Origin of the sequence: Streptomyces sp. NPDC086549 (assembly GCF_044746205.1) — a bacterium.
Taxonomy (GTDB): domain Bacteria; phylum Actinomycetota; class Actinomycetes; order Streptomycetales; family Streptomycetaceae; genus Streptomyces.
The window spans coordinates 308,339-323,230 of record NZ_JBIVBS010000011.1 but is presented as its reverse complement, the minus strand read 5'-3'; the positions used below and the strand labels follow the sequence as shown (position 1 = coordinate 323,230).

General features: G+C 67.3%; 16 protein-coding genes and 3 pseudogenes. 13 read left to right on the top strand and 6 right to left on the bottom strand.

What is annotated here, in order from left to right:
- Positions 1-95: 95 nt before the first annotated feature.
- The 7 genes from ACIPSA_RS31535 to ACIPSA_RS31505 all read left to right on the top strand — a co-directional run bounded on the left by ACIPSA_RS31535 (position 96) and on the right by ACIPSA_RS31505 (position 5,710).
- Positions 96-527: a GntR family transcriptional regulator gene (locus ACIPSA_RS31535; protein WP_402640436.1), complete on the top strand. Its 432-nt coding sequence runs from the start codon at positions 96-98 to the stop codon at positions 525-527.
- Entirely contained in the window at positions 524-1,441 is a 918-nt protein-coding gene (locus tag ACIPSA_RS31530; RefSeq protein ID WP_402640434.1) for an ATP-binding cassette domain-containing protein, read from the top strand. Before ACIPSA_RS31535 ends, ACIPSA_RS31530 begins: the two co-directional genes overlap by 4 nt.
- Complete coding sequence (locus tag ACIPSA_RS31525) at positions 1,438-2,394, top strand: transporter (RefSeq protein ID WP_402640431.1); 957 nt, start codon at positions 1,438-1,440, stop codon at positions 2,392-2,394. Before ACIPSA_RS31530 ends, ACIPSA_RS31525 begins: the two co-directional genes overlap by 4 nt.
- Positions 2,395-2,487: 93 nt before the next feature.
- Positions 2,488-3,291 (top strand): class I SAM-dependent methyltransferase, encoded by an 804-nt coding sequence (locus tag ACIPSA_RS31520; RefSeq protein ID WP_402640430.1) that lies wholly within the window; start codon positions 2,488-2,490, stop codon positions 3,289-3,291.
- Between the two features lie 13 nt (positions 3,292-3,304).
- Complete coding sequence (locus ACIPSA_RS31515; protein ID WP_402640427.1) at positions 3,305-4,441, top strand: acyltransferase family protein; 1,137 nt, start codon at positions 3,305-3,307, stop codon at positions 4,439-4,441.
- A gap of 31 nt (positions 4,442-4,472) precedes the next feature.
- The gene (locus tag ACIPSA_RS31510; RefSeq protein ID WP_402640553.1) at positions 4,473-4,991 is read left to right on the top strand and encodes a hypothetical protein; all 519 of its coding nucleotides are present in this window, start codon (positions 4,473-4,475) and stop codon (positions 4,989-4,991) included.
- Positions 4,877-5,710 carry a S1 RNA-binding domain-containing protein gene (locus ACIPSA_RS31505; RefSeq protein ID WP_402640425.1) on the top strand — a complete coding sequence of 278 codons (834 nt, stop codon included), beginning with the start codon at positions 4,877-4,879 and terminating at the stop codon, positions 5,708-5,710. Before ACIPSA_RS31510 ends, ACIPSA_RS31505 begins: the two co-directional genes overlap by 115 nt.
- A gap of 159 nt (positions 5,711-5,869) precedes the next feature.
- Here the strand turns inward: ACIPSA_RS31505 and ACIPSA_RS31500 are convergent, their stop codons facing one another.
- A complete protein-coding gene (locus ACIPSA_RS31500; protein ID WP_402640423.1) occupies positions 5,870-6,259 on the bottom strand; it encodes a hypothetical protein in 390 nt (129 codons plus the stop codon).
- Between the two features lie 70 nt (positions 6,260-6,329).
- Here ACIPSA_RS31500 and ACIPSA_RS31495 point away from each other — a divergent pair.
- The 4 genes and pseudogenes from ACIPSA_RS31495 to ACIPSA_RS31480 form a co-directional block, all read left to right on the top strand.
- Positions 6,330-6,761 (top strand): annotated as a pseudogene (locus ACIPSA_RS31495) (IS982 family transposase); the annotation flags it as partial.
- Positions 6,761-7,030, top strand: a complete 270-nt coding sequence (locus ACIPSA_RS31490) for an alpha/beta fold hydrolase (RefSeq protein WP_402640550.1) — start codon at positions 6,761-6,763, stop codon at positions 7,028-7,030. The pseudogene ACIPSA_RS31495 and the gene ACIPSA_RS31490, both read left to right, overlap by 1 nt.
- 30 nt (positions 7,031-7,060) lie before the next feature.
- A pseudogene (locus ACIPSA_RS31485) lies at positions 7,061-7,368 on the top strand (transposase); the annotation flags it as partial.
- Between the two features lie 490 nt (positions 7,369-7,858).
- Entirely contained in the window at positions 7,859-8,728 is an 870-nt protein-coding gene (locus ACIPSA_RS31480) for a DUF1963 domain-containing protein (protein ID WP_402640420.1), read from the top strand.
- Between the two features lie 603 nt (positions 8,729-9,331).
- Here ACIPSA_RS31480 and ACIPSA_RS31475 read toward each other — a convergent pair.
- Positions 9,332-10,441, bottom strand: a complete 1,110-nt coding sequence (locus tag ACIPSA_RS31475; RefSeq protein ID WP_402640418.1) for an FAD-dependent oxidoreductase — start codon at positions 10,439-10,441, stop codon at positions 9,332-9,334.
- A gap of 71 nt (positions 10,442-10,512) precedes the next feature.
- Between ACIPSA_RS31475 and ACIPSA_RS31470 the strand changes: the two genes are divergently transcribed.
- Positions 10,513-11,193 (top strand): TetR/AcrR family transcriptional regulator, encoded by a 681-nt coding sequence (locus ACIPSA_RS31470; RefSeq protein WP_402640416.1) that lies wholly within the window; start codon positions 10,513-10,515, stop codon positions 11,191-11,193.
- 3 nt (positions 11,194-11,196) lie between these two features.
- Here the strand turns inward: ACIPSA_RS31470 and ACIPSA_RS31465 are convergent.
- From ACIPSA_RS31465 to ACIPSA_RS31455, 3 genes and pseudogenes are all read right to left on the bottom strand, one after another.
- Positions 11,197-11,460, bottom strand: a pseudogene (locus ACIPSA_RS31465) (transposase); the annotation flags it as partial.
- 191 nt (positions 11,461-11,651) lie between these two features.
- Positions 11,652-12,218: a transposase gene (locus ACIPSA_RS31460; protein WP_402640414.1), complete on the bottom strand. Its 567-nt coding sequence runs from the start codon at positions 12,216-12,218 to the stop codon at positions 11,652-11,654.
- Positions 12,146-12,469, bottom strand: a complete 324-nt coding sequence (locus ACIPSA_RS31455) for a hypothetical protein (RefSeq protein ID WP_402640411.1) — start codon at positions 12,467-12,469, stop codon at positions 12,146-12,148. Before ACIPSA_RS31455 ends, ACIPSA_RS31460 begins: the two co-directional genes overlap by 73 nt.
- Before the next feature lie 572 nt (positions 12,470-13,041).
- On the opposite strand from ACIPSA_RS31455, the gene ACIPSA_RS31450 reads away from it, so the two are divergent.
- The gene (locus ACIPSA_RS31450) at positions 13,042-13,476 is read left to right on the top strand and encodes a hypothetical protein (RefSeq protein WP_402640408.1); all 435 of its coding nucleotides are present in this window, start codon (positions 13,042-13,044) and stop codon (positions 13,474-13,476) included.
- 756 nt (positions 13,477-14,232) lie between these two features.
- On the opposite strand, the gene ACIPSA_RS31445 is transcribed toward ACIPSA_RS31450, so the two are convergent.
- Positions 14,233-14,778 carry a GNAT family N-acetyltransferase gene (locus tag ACIPSA_RS31445; RefSeq protein ID WP_402640405.1) on the bottom strand — a complete coding sequence of 182 codons (546 nt, stop codon included), beginning with the start codon at positions 14,776-14,778 and terminating at the stop codon, positions 14,233-14,235.
- Positions 14,779-14,892: the final 114 nt, after the last annotated feature.

The following is a 14,892-nucleotide window of genomic DNA, read 5'->3' as shown; positions in this document are numbered from 1 at the left end:
GGGTGGTGCCCTTCGGCGTTTGACATCGCCGCCGGACATCCACCATGCTTCCATTAATTCATTAATACAAGCATGGTGGAACCGAGGAAGGCGACGTGATCGACTACCGGATCGACCGTGGCAGCGGCGTACCGGCCTACGTGCAGATCGTCGAGCAGACCGAACGGGCTCTCCGGATGGGCACCTTGCAGGTCGGGGACAAGCTGCCCACGGCCAGGGAGGTGGTGGCGGCGACCGCCATCAACCCCAACACCGTGCTGCGGGCCTACCGCGACATGGAGCAGGCCGGTCTGGTCGAACTGCGCCGTGGCCTCGGGACCTTCGTGACGCGGTCGCTCGCCCGGCCCGGCGCGGAGGACGACTCCCCGCTGCGTCGGGAGCTCACCGACTGGGTGGCCCGCGCGCGGGCCGCGGGGCTGGAGCGGGCCGATGTCCTCGCCCTGGTCACAGCCGCACTGGACGCCTACGACAACGAGCACGACAGCAAGACCCCGGGCCACCGGGGACGAAAGGAGGAGGACGCATGACCTGGCCTGACGCGTCGGCCGCACTGTGCGCCACGGGACTGGGATTCCGGTACCGGAGGCGGGGCGGCTGGGCCCTGCGGGACTGCGAGTTCACCGTGCCCGGCGGTCGTATCACCGCCCTCGTCGGACGCAACGGCGCCGGCAAGAGCACCCTGCTGCACCTGGCCGGCGGCCTGCTGCGGCCCGGCTCCGGGGAACTTCGTGTGCTGGGCACCGTACCCGGCACGTCCGAGGCCCGCGCCCGCGTCGCGCTGCTCACCCAGGACAAGCCGCTCTACCCGCGCGTCACCGTGGCGGACACCCTGCTGATGGGCGAGAAGCTGAACTCCTCGTGGGACCGGGCGACCGCCGAGCGGATCGTGCGCGAGGGCGGCATTCCGCTGCACGCGCGCGTCGGCGAGCTGTCCCCCGGGCGGCGCACTCGCGTCGCGCTCGCCCTGGCGCTGGGCAAGCGCCCCGAACTCCTGCTGCTGGACGAGCCGTTGGCCGACCTCGACCCCGTGGCACGAGGCGAGATCATGGCGGAGTTGATGGCCGAGGCCGCGGAGCGCGGCATGAGCATCGTTCTCTCCTCTCATGTCCTGCCCGAACTCGAGGAGACCTGCGACTGGGTGCTGGTACTGCGGGACGGCAGCGTCGAGCTGAGCGAGGACGCCGAGGCACTGCGCGGGAGCCATGCCGTACTGACCGGACCCGCCGGCCAGGCCGACACCCTGGCCGGACAGCACACAGTCGTGCAGCGCCGCACCGCCGGCAGACAGCTGACCGCCCTGATACGGCAGCACGGACCGCTGCGCGGCGACTGGCACGTCGAACGGCCCGGACTGGAGGACGTCCTGATCGGCTATCTCCAGGCCGGTGAGCCGGGGCACCCCGCCACCGCTCTCGCCGAGAGCACGGAGGCGGCGGCGTGAAGGGCTCCCTCTGGCTCGCATGGCGCCAGCAACGCGTGTCGGCCGGCATCGGCGCGGCCGCGCTGGTCGTCGCCGCTGCGATCGCCGCGTACTACCGCTCGGGCATGCTGGACGCCCTGCACAGCGGACTGTTCGACCACTGCGCCACAGGGCCGCTGTACTGCACACGGTCCGACACCGGCCTGCCCCTGCTGCTCGACGTCGAGCCGCTGAAGTACCTCGGGGCGCTGAACATCGCCCTGCCCGTCCTGATCGGCGTCTTCTGGGGCGCCCCGCTGCTGGGCCGCGACCGGGAGCTGGGCACCCACCGCATGATCCTCGCCCAGGGCGTGAGCCGGGGTCAGTGGTTCGCCTCCCGATTCGCCCTGGCCGCGGCGACCACGATCGCCCTCTCCGGCCTGCTCGCGGGAGTCTTCGCCTGGTGGTGGCGACCGGCCGCCGACCGGAGCTACGGCCTGTTCTGGTACGACGGCACGGCCCTGAGCGGCTCGGGCCCCCGCGTCGTCGCGGCCGCCTTGTTCGGCCTGGCGGCCGGCACCCTGCTGGGCCTGCTGGCCCGCCGGGTCCTGGCGGCGATGGGCCTGACCCTGCTGGTGACGGGGGTGATGACGCTTTTGCTGGAGTGGACGCACCGGACCCGGCTGCTGGTCCCGCCGCACACCTACGTCAGCACCGGCAGCATCCCCAAACCGCTGATGGGAGAGAAGTGGTCGACCGGCACCTACGGCCTGATCACCGCCTCCGGCCGCCACGACGACGTGCTGAAATGCCCCTTCCCGTCAGGCGCCCAGCTCAAGGAATGCATGGCGGCGCACGGGTACGTGGCCCGCTTCTACGAGGCCAACCCGGCCGGTGACTACTGGACCTTCCAGTGGACCGACACCGCGGTCCTCGGCGGCCTCGCCGTGCTGCTCACGGTCGCCGCCGTGCTGCTCCTGCGGCGCCGCGTCTGATCGCGGCGGCCGTATCGGGGCCATCCGCTCCACCTCTTCATGTCTTTCCCGCACCGGGATCACCTACTGCTACTGCACGGAGGTCGCTTCGCCATGCCCGCCGACGCCACGTCACCGAAGAAACTGCGCAACAACCGCGCCGCCCTCACCCACAAGACCGGTTACGCCCTGCGCCACCCCGGCCGCGTCGTCCCGTACCTGCGCCGGGCCGGCCGGGACGCATGGCTGCGCCTCAAGCACCCCGACCACGTCGGCTACTACCGCGCTGTGATGGCCTCGGACACCCGCCGCAACCCGGAGGCCGCCGTCGGCAGCCAGACCCACGACCGCTGGCTGGCGCTCGGGCAGATGCAGTTCGACTACCTCGTCGAACACGGGCTGCGCCCCGACCACCGCATGCTCGACATCGGCTGCGGCAACCTGCGCGGCGGCTGGCGCTTCATCAGCCACCTCGACACCGGCAACTACTACGGCATCGACATCTCGCCCGACATCCTGATGGCCGCCAAGAAGACCCTCGTCGAGCGCCGCGTCCAGGACAAGCTGCCGCATCTGACCATCACCGGCGACCTCACCCTGGACTTCCTGCCCGACGACCACTTCGACGTCGTCCACGCGCACAGCGTCTTCTCCCACTCGCCTCTGGACGTCATCGACCAGTGCCTTGCGCACGTCGGCCGCGTGCTGACCGACACCGGCTTCTTCGACTTCACCTTCGACCGCACCGAGGGCACCGAACACCAGGTGCTGCACGAGGACTTCTACTACCGCACCGAGACCCTCCTGGCCCTGGCGCGGCGGCACGGTCTGCACGCGCGGTTCATGGAGGACTGGGAGGCGCGCCCGCACGGCCAGTCGAAGATACGTGTCAACCGCTCCCCTCTGCCCACCGCCTGAGATGGTCTCCGACATGCCGTCTCCCAGTCCCCGGAGCGGGCCGGCGCGCCTGGCCGCGATGGACGGGCTTCGCCTGGTGGCAGCGATGATGGTGGCCGCGTACCACTTCGTCGGGACACCCACCCAGCACTTCTGGGGGAAGACCGAACTCCGGAATCTAGCGCCGTTTCTGCACGAGATCAGCCGCTACGGCTGGCTCGGTGTCGAGTTCTTCTTCGCCATCAGCGGCTTCGTCATCTGCATGAGCTGCTGGGGGCGGACTCCCGGACAGTTCACCGTCTCCCGCATCGCACGGCTCTTCCCGGCCTACTGGTGCGCCATACTCCTGGCCGTCGCGCTCGTCGTGGTCTCGCGGATGGGCCGCGGGCCCGCCGCCACCCGAATCGACTCCCGCACCGTCCTGGGAAACCTGACGATGGCTCCGGGACCACTGGGGCTCGAACTGGTCGACGGAGTCGGCTGGACGCTCTGGGTGGAGGCCCGCTTCTACCTGCTGATGGCCGTGCTGCTCGTCTTCGGGCTGTCGTACCGGCGAGTGGTGATCTTTTGCGGAGCCTGGCTCCTGGCCGGTGTCATCGCCCTCGAACTCCACTCACCCCTGCTCGCCGAATTCGTACTGCCCCGGTACACCGGCCTCTTCGTCGCCGGAATCGTCCTCTACCTCATGCACAGGTTCGGGCAGAGCCTCCTGCTGTGGCTGCTGCTGGGCTTCGCCTGGTGCTACGAACTCACCGTGCTCGAACTCCGGGTGGCCGACCACGCCGCCGTACCTCCCGGCGAGAGCCGGCCCTCCTGGGCCGTCTGCGCGGCCGTACTCACGCTGTGTCTCGGGCTGCTGGCACTGACCGGCGTCGGACCGCTGACAAGGCTGCGACGGCGTTGGCTGGTCACCGCCGGGGCACTCACCTACCCCTTCTACCTCGTCCACCAAAGCATCGGAATTCCCCTGGCCAAAGGCTTGATCCGGGTCTTTCCCAGGCTGGGTCCGCTGCCTTCGATGGCGGTGTCCGTCGTCTGCATGCTGGGGCTGTCCCTGCTCATCCACACAACGGTGGAGCGTCGGCTCGGACGCCTGCTGAGACATCGCCTGACGCTCGACATGCAGTTTCAGGCCCCAGCCGCGAAGCCGACTCCCGCCCGTACGCGATAACCCCGGAACTCCATCCGAGGAAAGGTTGCGCATGACCCCTCCATTCCATACGCGCTCAAGACGCTCACGCATATTCGTCGTCGTCGTCGCCGTCGCTATGGCGGTGGCCGCAGTCCTGGCTGTCGCGCTGACTCTGGCCCTGACGGTCACCACCTACGGGCACACATCGCCGCGCGCCGCCCGCGCCAAGGCATCGGGATCGGTGGCCGGAAACGTCGACTGCCGCAAGGCGAAGTGCGTGGCCCTCGGCTTCGGCCAGTCCGGCGCCGCGCCGGGCGACGTATCCGCAGGCGTCGCGCTGCTCGACCGCCAGGTGGAGCTCGGTTGTCAGCCCGCCCCGGGAGCGTCCCAGCCGGGGCGGACGCCCACTCAAGGCGGCTGCCTGACCGCACAACCTGAGGGTCGGCTCACCGCTCTTCATGAGAGGCTGACGTCATGGGGGCGGCATCAGACGATCAGGCCGGCCGGGTATTCCTGGCAGGGATCCACGTTGGTGACCTCTGCAGCGGGACGGTCGCAGAAGTCGCACGGCCTCAGGGGGTGGCAGTGACCCTGGACGGATTCTCCGCGTACCCGCTGGGGACGGTCTGGCCTCTGGACGTCTCCTGGCGTTGGAACATGGCTGCGGCTGTGAAGGTCGGTCAGCGGATCACTGCCGAGGTGATCGCTGTTGATCTGGATGAGGGCCGGGTCCGGCTGGCAATGACTGCCACCGAGAATCCGGAACTCTGGGAGTTCTTGAAGTCACGTCAGCGCGGCGAGATCCTTTCCGGCACAGTCGCGGCGATCGAGCGGTTCGGTGTGTTCGTGTCGCTGGACAACGGCCCTGACCACCCAGTCTTCCCCGGCGTCGGGTTCATCACGATCCCAGAGTTGTCCTGGCGGCACGCTGAAGCGGTGTCGGACGTCGTCCAGGTCGGACAGCGCGTCTCATGCGAGTTTCTCCAGTTCGACACATGGAACGGTGAGGCCAGGCTGTCCTTGAGAGCGATGCAGCCGGACCCCTTCGAGGTGTTCGTCGAAGGCATTACGGTGGGCCAGACGCTGCATGGGCAGATCACCAAAGTGATCCCGTTCGGTGTCTTCGTTCGGGTCGCCGACGGCATTGAGGGACTGATCCATCTGCGAGAGCTCACCTGGACGCCTGTGGAAACTCCGGAGGACGTCGTCCAGGTCGGCGACAGGGTCACTGTCGTCGTCATCGAGATCGACCGAGAGCGCCGCAGGCTGACTCTCTCCCGACGCCAGGTCTCACCCGACCTCCGGTGACACCTGCCGGCCACCGTCACCTGCACGAGTGCTCTGGTCCCTGGATGATCAATTCCAAGGGATGCCTGCGGAGGGTGTGGGGTGGGCGGCGGCCGAAGCCACCGCGAGACGGTCAGGCGGCGGGCTGCCGGCCCTGGTTGTCGAGGTGGCAGCGGGCGGTCAGGCGTCAGGGTCGACTTCGGGGTGCGTGAACCGCACGGGCTTGCCCAGCGACCGGGCGTAGGCGATTTCGGCTCGGGTGCTGTCTCCGATGTAGTCGCCGACTACGAGCACCTCATCAGCGAGCCGGATCTTCGCCCGGTGCAGATCGTCGAGTCGAACCTTCAGCGCCTCGGCCTCGACAGGATCGGACCAAAGTCCGTGCGGCGACTTCATGTCACAGCCCGGTTTGACGACGATCTTTCCGGCTTTGGTCTCCCGTAGATCGGCCTCGTTCATCTCGGTCATGAAGCGGGTGGAGCCGCAGATCACGACGATACGCGGGAGGCTCAACAGCTTCTTCGCGTCGGCGAGCTTCTCCTCGGGGGTGAGCAGGTGCGGGTATGACACTGGTTCCTCCTGGTGGTGTGGTCCAAGGGGTGCCTGCGGAGACGAGAACGAGGGTGTCCAAGATCGTCTTATGGCGAACGACGTGGACACCCTCGCGACAGCACTCTATGCGACGACCGACGACATCCTGAAAGAGCATCCCGACCTGGCGCCGTGGCGCCCGCCGGTCGGCATTGCGCCCCGCCTGAGCGATGCCGAACTGGTCACCCTCGCCACGATGCAGGCCATACTCGGCTACACCTCCGAGGCCAAATGGCTCCGCCATGCCCGTGCCCACCTGCGCCACCTCTTCCCCTACCTGCCCCAGCAGCCCGGCTACAACAAGCGGCTGCGCAAGGCCGCCGGTCTGATGCGAAGCGTCAACCGGATCCTGGCCACCACCACCTCGGTGTGGAGCGACGACGTATGGGTCGTGGACTCCACCCCGGTGGAATGCGGCCGCTCCCGCGAGACCGTCAAACGCTCCGACCTGGCGTCAGATGCTACTCATCGCTGGGCGGCATGCGGGCCGGCTTCGAGTACTATCGAGCGTTCCCCGAGAGCGGTGACCAGAACCGGGAATGGGCGAAGCACAAGCTCACTATCCCCGTCCTCGCCTACGGTGGCAGCGACTCGATGGGGAGCGTCCCCATCGGGTCCATGCGTCTCGTGGCGGAGAACGTGTCCGGCGGCGTCATCGAAAACTGCGGGCACTGGATCCCCGATGAGAAGCCAGAGTTCCTCTCAAAGGAGCTGATTCGCTTCTTCGCGCAAGCTGACCAGCACCGATAACGAAAAGGACCTGGACGACTGCGCGACTTCGACCGCCATGGGTCTCCGCTCGCCGCCACGCTTGCCGGCGGTACCGTCACGGCGTCACACAACTCCTGCCCCTGCTGGACGCGATTCCACCGATCCGGGGGCTTCGAGGACGGCGCCCCCACAAACGTCGGCGTCTGTACGCAGACCGGGGCTACGACATCGACAAATGCCGCTGCCTGCTGTGGAGACGCGGCATCAAGCCGGTGATCGCCCGGCGCGGTGTCGCCCGCGGATCCGGGGTGGGCAAGGCGCGGTGGGTGGTCGAGCGCACCTTAGCCTGGCTGTACCAGTTCAAACGGCTCCGCGTCAGTAGCGGAGGCGAGCCTCGGACCCGTTGATACGCAGGATGCAGTTCTTGAGGACCTGCAACGAAGGCTGCTGGCCGTCAACCGGAGCCAGTCTGAGCTCCAAGTCCTGCAACGGCTTGAGCACAGCAGCAGTCCGAGATCCGTCCGGGTCCGGGCCTGTGAGGGCCGCCCATCCCTCGAACAACGCCCTCACGCTCTCCCATCCTGGCCCCGGGGTGAAGCGGGCCAGGAAGAACGGCTGATCGCAGCCGTACTCACTGAGCTCACCGACCAGGACGTCCCCTCGCAAGAGCCGCCACTGCGTCATGAGGTGCTCCCGCCCTCCACCACCCGGTCGGAATCGCATCCTCGCAGTGCATGACCGTCTGGCCAAGCACTTCATTCTGAAACGATCAGTCGGGCGCTTGGCCGTGGTGACGGGGAAAGTCGGGAACGGGGATCGCGGGGCCGATAGGGTTGGCTGTCATAGCCTGGTCCTAGAGTCCGGTACATGACCCGTCGTACTCCCGTCCGCCCGGTGAACGTGGAGAAGCTCTTCCCTGAGCTGATTCCCTTCCGCCGTGAGGCCGTTCGCCTGCACCCGCGCGCCGGCTCCCCTTCCAGCCACGACAGTTCCGTTGGAGGACCACTGTTGTGGCCTGCGGCAGAGCCATGGCCTGTCTGCGCGGAGGAGCACTACGACCCCGACACCGTGAACGAACTCCAGGCCGCCGTGCCCATGGTCCCCGTCATACAGGTAAACCAGACCGACGCCCCAGGCATCCCGTTCCCCGAAGGGACCGACTTGCTTCAGGTGCTGTGGTGCCCTTACGCGCACGGCGAGTTCTGCTACCCCTTGCCTCAGGTGCACTGGAGGGACTCTCGTGCGATCGGCGACATGCTGCCCACACCGGCGCCGGTGGAAGGGCTGCCCCCGGACTGGTATCCGAACCCGTGCGTGGTCCACCCGGAGCTGGTGACCGAGTACCCGAGCCATGATCTTCCCTACGACATGCGTGACGCGCTGCGGCAACGCTTCGAGGAGCTGCATGCCACGACCGGCCTGGACTACTGGTACCACTTGGCCGACGCACCTGGGATCAAGCTGGGTGGCTACCCCGGCTGGACACAGGAACCGTGCTGGCCCGAGTGTGAAGCATGCGGCGGGCGCATGGAGCACCTTTTGACCGTCGCGAGCTGGGAGTTCGACGGAGAGTCCTGGCGTACGTGGCTGCCGGTAGAGGACCGGACCGACAGCGGTTGGGCCGAAGCCGCGGACAACCCCGCGGGCCTGTGCCTCGGCGACGCCGGAGGCGTGTACATCTTCGAATGCCGCGCCTGCCCCGACCGCCCCATCGGGCACTGGTTCGACTGCTCGTGACCGGGGCAGGGAACCGAAACCAGCCCGCACCCCCAGCGTGTTCGAGTTCTTGCGCGACGGCGTGATCAGCCCCGAGGCGCCGGGCTTCACAAATCCCTCATCACAGCACCGGGACGGCCCGACCTCAAGGAAGTCGGCGGGTTCGACTGGCTACCGAGCTCGAACTCGAAGAGTTCGTCCGCTGCCTCGGTCTCGTCCTGGAGGCCTGTGAGGGGCGCGGGCGGCGCCGCCTTGCTGGCCGGACATCATTCCGGCTGCTTCGTCGAGTTGGTCGGGGTTGTTGAGGGCGGCTGCGACGTTGCCTGGCATCGCTCCTAGCGGGCGCGCCGGCGTTCGGAATCGCGCACGGCGTGCTGGATGCCGCCGTCAACTGTGCGGCGGTGCGCTGCCAGAACGCCAACGGCCAGCCCATCATGGCGTCCCTCCACGCCGCCTACTCGATGTAGGGTCTCAGATTTCACTGCATAGCCTCAGAGCTGATTTCACATCAGCAGCACTTGTGTAGCGGCACTGAGACCTGCCATTAAGCGCGCTCACCCTTGCGGGTGGCAGCTGCGAAACTCCCCACCCTCTCTCGCAGCGATGGGCATCGCAGCGGTTCCTTCAGCCAGGTTGGAAGAATGCGAGCATTTTCTGGGCTGCGTCCGGCGACGCCAGCAATGCCTTCATGTCCGCGCACATCCGGGCGGCAGCGCTGGTGCGTTCGAACATCTCGCGTTCGTATTCTTTGACGGCGGAGGGAAAGTCGTCCGGGTGCGCGGCCAGCGCGAGACCGAGCAGGGCGCCGTCGAGCAGTGCCATGTTGGCACCCTCTCCCACCGGCGGCATCAGGTGCGCGGCATCGCCGAGCAGCGTGACGCCTGGCGTCGACGGCCAGGTCAGGCCGACCGGGAGAGTGGAGATCGACCGCGGCACGACCGTGTCGTCGCAGGCCGCGATCAGCGCGGTGAACCGTGAGTCCCAGCCGGGGAGCAGGTCGATCAGCCGCGCCCGGGCGGCGGCCGGGTCGTCGAACGGGATCCCGCTGGTAGTGAACCAGTCCTCGGCGGTGTTGTAGAAGCTGAGGCCGATGCGAACGCGGCCGTCGCCGTTGCGCTGCGCGGCCAGGGACAGTCCGTTGCCGAGCACCCAGTAGGTGCCGCGCCCGACCATCGCCGCGAGGTCGGGGTGCGTGCGATCGATGTCGGGAATGCCGACCTCGACGACGTTCTGGCCGATATGCACCGGGCGGGCGTCGGTGAGCAGCGCGCGGACCCGGGACTGTGCGCCGTCCGCGCCGACCAGCAGGTCATACGTCTCACTGGTGCCGTCGGCGAAGTGCAGCAGGCCGTTGTCGGCGGATTTGAACGTGTGCCCCCAGCGCACCACGTCTTCGGGGAGGGAATCCAGCAGCAGGTTGCGAAGATCGGCGCGGTCGACCTCGGGTCGCTCAAGCGGGGCGTCGTCGGGCGTGTCCTCCTGGAGCAGCAGGGTGCCATCCGGCTCGAGAAGACGCATGTCCTGGCCTTCACCACGGGCAATCGCGTGGAACTGGTCGATCAGACCGGCCTCGCACAGGGCCCGCTGGCCGGAGTGGATGTCGAGCATGCCGCCCTGATCGCGCGCATCGCGTGACGGTTCGCGTTCGTACACGACGGAATCTATGCCGTTCACGTGCAGCACACGGGCGAGAGCCAGGCCGCCGAGGCCGGCTCCGACGATGGCGATGGTCATGGTTGCCTCTCCCTTGATACGCCGTACTGACCGATACACTGTATCGCTCGATGCGGTGTATTGTTAGCGGCATGTTGGTGTGGGAGAGGCCGGAGCCTCCGAATCGACCCGTGCCGGCCCCGTTGAGCCGGGAACGGATCGTGCGAGCGGCGATCCAACTGGCGGACGCGGACGGCCTGGATGCGGTGTCGCTGCGCAAGGTCGCCACCGTGCTGGACGTCCGTCCGATGCGGCTGTACAGCTACATCGCCAGCAAGGAGGAGTTGCTCGACCTGATGGTCGACGCCGCCTACGCCGAGATCCGGCCGGTCGGAGACGGCTGGCGGGAGGTGCTCCGGTCTCTTGCCGAAGCCACTCGGCACGCCGCTCATGAGCACGAATGGCTCGCTGATCTACTGGGTGGCCGACCCCAGCTCGGGCCGCACGCGCTGGCCAGTGGGGAGACCGTGGTGGCCGCACTGGGCGACGTCGACGTGGACGCCATCATGCCGGTGGTCGCCGCAGTCAAGGCGTACGTGATCGGTGCGGTGCGTCGGGAGATCGCCGAGCGGCGTGCCGAGCGGGCCACCGGGATGGACGAGAGGCGTTGGCAGTCCTCGCTCGGACCCTATCTGGAGCGAACCTTCGCCACTGGCCGATTCCCCGCGCTGGCCACGGTGGTGCGCGATGCCGCCCACCTGGACGACGACCACACATTCCGGATCGGCCTCGACTTCCTGCTCGACGGCATCGAAGCCCGCATCTCCAGGTGACACCCTGCCAGGATCTGCCGGGTCTGCCGATGGCCTTGACGGTCTCGGGGCGTTTGACGGCTTTGCCGACGCGGGGGTGAGGAGTTCGGGCTTGGCCGGCTTCTCCCAGGGGCGGCGGAGGTCGGCGGCGAGGGGTCGGGCGAGGTGGAGCCGGGTGTGGGCGACGAACAGGAGTCAGGTCCAGCCGTCCGCTGCCTGGGGAGTACGGATTTTCGGGGTGGTCCGGCCGAGGGTCTGCTTTCCGAATCGGAAGGTGTGCTCCGGGTCCAATACCGTTAGTTTAAGGGGTTGGTGGGACGAGCGTGGGGGTGCGGGGTGGGGCTGTCATTTCGTGGTGGCCGGGCTTTTTGATGAGGTAGCGAGAGATGATCCGCTTCACGGTTCTCGGGTTGGAGCGCGGTCGTCTCGGCGGGTTGATGTTGGCCAGGAGCTCGCCGAGGACGAAGGCGAGAGCGCTGTCAGGCTGAGGGGGGAAAGTCCGCCGGCGGCATCATCGTGATGCGGCGGGCGGCTCGTAGGCAGGTCAGGAATGACAGGCGATCCGGGTCGAGGTTCTCGGCGTTGGCGCGGGCGGCCTGGAGCATGTGCACGCGTAGTGCGTAGTGGACGAGCAGGTGGCCCCAGATCTGCTGGAAGACTCCGTCAGGTGTCTTGCTGGCCAGTACTTGTCCGGCACCGATCTGCTGGGCCTTGAGCTCCTTGAATGTGGATTCGATCTCCCAGCGTTCGGTGTAGAGGGCTGCGAGTTCGCTGCCCGGGTGCCGCTGGTGGTCGGTCAGCGTGGTCAGCAGCGTGTACTCCTCGCCGCCCACCGCGAGTTGGTAGCCCACGACGCGGACCTGGATGCCGTGTTCCCGCCGCCGGTCGGTGTACCCGTAGATGGTCGTCAGCCAGGACCCGTCCGCCAGCACCTCGTCGGGAACAAGGCTGTAACGGCTGCCCGCCAGCCTCTTCAACAGCTCGGCGCCCGAGGCCGCCCAGTCCCGCCACAGGTCCACCCCGGGATAGCCGCGGTCGGCGAGCACCGCGTGACGTCGTAGCCGGCGTCCATGACGATCGTGATGCCCGGGTCTCCGGGCGTCCACTGGCGGGCCGCGACGAGCCGCTCGGTCACAGCCCTCGGCTGGGCGGCGGTGACCGCGGTCGCGTCCAGTTCATCACGCCGGGCGGTCGGGCACTCGTAGAACTCTCTCCGCAAGCGTGACGCGTCCGCGAATGCCTCCCGCCGGACATCGTGGTGCAGCAGACTCACCCTCACGGCCTTCGTCGTGGTCACGTGCACTCCTTGGTCGGAGCACATGATCAGACGAAGGCCGCCCCCACGTCCGGCGAATCCCCGGGCGAGCGAACCCGTTCGAGACACCGTTAGAGATCGTGGCACCATGTACGGCATGACGACCAACCGAGAGGTCCATGCCGCGTAGACGGCCAGGACGCATCCGGGCCGGAATCCCGGACCGACAGCAGTCACAGGACCCAAGGCCGACCATCGACCGTCTCTCCCCACGAGCACTGTCCGAGATCGTTCGCCTTGAACGCACGCGGAACTATCTCCGGCCGGGAGACACCAGCGCGGCGTTGCGCCTCTGGAAGGACTACGTCCACCGCCCCGAACGCGAGCTCTGGCACGACGACGAGTTCGGCAACGTGCACTGGTACTGCTGCGGCAACCCACTTGAGGGCCGTGCCCTACTTGGCGGCGTGATCCAAGCAATGTCGCCTCGCGGAGCTCGCGAACTCCGCAAGATCATCGAAGGGCTTGACGCCTTCATGGGCCCACCCTGCCCAGCCCTAGACCGCCGAAGATATAGAACAAGCTTAGTAGTGACCGTGGGATGAGTTATGGGAATGGTCGAAGAGCTGTGGAAGGTCGGGGAGATGCCGTTTCGTGACGGGCTGTACCGGCCGGACGACACTGGTTTGGAGCTGCATGTTGAGGGTCCGGGGGCGTACCACCCGGATGCTGGGCAGCCGGTCCCGTTCCGTATCGGAGGACCATTCGATGTGGCCCAGGCCATTGAGGAGCACGGCGTCGACGGGGTGGACGCCTACTTCGAGAGTCCGCTACCGGACGGATCAGGGTGGATGTCCGGCGGGGGCGGCGGGATGGGCAACATCGGCTATCTGGCCCGTCTCAACGACGACCGCTCGTTGCGGTGGGTCGCCGTGATGTTCCACTCCAACCCGTTCGTCGGAGTGCACGACGAGGGCGCGAGCACTGGCTTCACCAATGACTGGGGGAACCGGTTGGTGCTTGACCTTACGAGCTCGGCTCTTGGCTGACCCCGCCCGTGCCCACGATGGTGAGTCTTCCTTTCACGGTGATCGGACGGAGAGACTTGGACACCCTCGCGGTCACTTCGGACCAGAATCAACAACCCGATCAGAGTTCGGAACTACTCGTCCAGCTTGATCTTTAACATCTGGCGTCGAATGGTCCGTCGAACTTGATCACTCGGTCCGGTATCCGCCGTACTGGAAGCGGCCTTCGTCTGAACATGTGCTCCGACCAAGGCCGGTGTCCCGGGGCAGACTTGTCCGCCGGGTACGGCCCTTGGGGCCGGGTGTACGACCTGTTCCGCCGCTGGCAGCGGGACGGCGCCTGGCATCGGATCTGTATCGCCCTGCAGGCACGGGCCGCCGCGAAGGACCTGATCACCTGGGACCTCAACATCGACTCCACTGTCGTCTGTCCTGGACGTCTCGCTCCGGCCCCTGCCGACCGCGCCAAACGGCCAATCCACGTGCCTATTCGGCGTATGCCTCCCGAACCAAGCGCGCCTACCTGCGGCGGCGTGGCATCCGCGCACCATTCCGGACAAGGCCGACCAGACGCGGAACCGCAAGAACCGCGGCTCCCGCGGCGGCCGGCCACCGAAGTTCGACCTGGAGGACTACAAGGCTCGGCACGCGGTCGAGTGCGGCATCAGTCGCCTTGAGAGGCACCGCGCCGTGGACACGAGGTACGACAAGCTCGCGGTCCGCTACGAGGCGACCGTCCTCGTCGCCGTCATCAACGAGTGGCTGTGACCAGCCACATCACGATGCCGCCGCATAACAGTGAATCGTCACCATCTGAGACGGGCTCCATCGTTGCTCGACCGTGGCCATCAGTTCCCAGCCCAGCCGCTCATACAGGGCTGCCGCGGCAATATCAGATGCCACCACGTCGAGCACCGGATGCAGTCCACGACGTCGTGCTTCCTCCGCGGCCTGGCCGATCAGCAGTGCGCCGATCCCATGCCCCCTGGCCTGCGGGGCGACGAACAGCCGGCTGACTACTGCGGTCAGGGCCTCACTCGCCCCGTTTCGCTCGCTCCACAAACCGGGGGCCAGATCTCCTTCACCGCCGCGGGACAAGCTGACATGTCCAACGAGACGGCCGCCGAGTTCAGCGACCCAGGCCCCCAACTGCGAGGCGTGCGACAGCCATTCATCAGGCTGGTCGGGCCAGTTCACCGGGTAACCGTCACATTGATGGACTTCCTCCAGAACCCGCACGCACGTTTCGACATCGCCATCAGTCCTCCGCCGGACCCAGTGGCCTGGCCTTTCCACGGCAACTCCAGAGTTCTCGATGTTCACTTCGGCATGGAAGCACAGGCCACAGAGTCACAGCCAGCCACTTTTGACATACGCTCTAGGTGGCCGAGTTCACGCAGCGCCCTGGCCCGGTTGGTGGCGAACGAGAGAGTATTC

Excerpts from the sequence above, each read along its gene's own strand:
- ACIPSA_RS31530 (WP_402640434.1), top strand. The coding sequence starts at position 524 with ATGACCTGGCCTGACGCGTCGGCCGCACTGTGCGCCACGGGACTGGGA.
- ACIPSA_RS31520 (WP_402640430.1), top strand. The coding sequence starts at position 2,488 with ATGCCCGCCGACGCCACGTCACCGAAGAAACTGCGCAACAACCGCGCC.
- ACIPSA_RS31515 (WP_402640427.1), top strand. The coding sequence starts at position 3,305 with ATGCCGTCTCCCAGTCCCCGGAGCGGGCCGGCGCGCCTGGCCGCGATG.
- ACIPSA_RS31510 (WP_402640553.1), top strand. The coding sequence starts at position 4,473 with ATGACCCCTCCATTCCATACGCGCTCAAGACGCTCACGCATATTCGTC.
- ACIPSA_RS31505 (WP_402640425.1), top strand. The coding sequence starts at position 4,877 with ATGGGGGCGGCATCAGACGATCAGGCCGGCCGGGTATTCCTGGCAGGG.
- ACIPSA_RS31490 (WP_402640550.1), top strand. The coding sequence starts at position 6,761 with ATGCGGGCCGGCTTCGAGTACTATCGAGCGTTCCCCGAGAGCGGTGAC.
- ACIPSA_RS31480 (WP_402640420.1), top strand. The coding sequence starts at position 7,859 with ATGACCCGTCGTACTCCCGTCCGCCCGGTGAACGTGGAGAAGCTCTTC.
- ACIPSA_RS31475 (WP_402640418.1), bottom strand. The coding sequence starts at position 10,441 with ATGACCATCGCCATCGTCGGAGCCGGCCTCGGCGGCCTGGCTCTCGCC.
- ACIPSA_RS31470 (WP_402640416.1), top strand. The coding sequence starts at position 10,513 with ATGTTGGTGTGGGAGAGGCCGGAGCCTCCGAATCGACCCGTGCCGGCC.
- ACIPSA_RS31450 (WP_402640408.1), top strand. The coding sequence starts at position 13,042 with ATGGTCGAAGAGCTGTGGAAGGTCGGGGAGATGCCGTTTCGTGACGGG.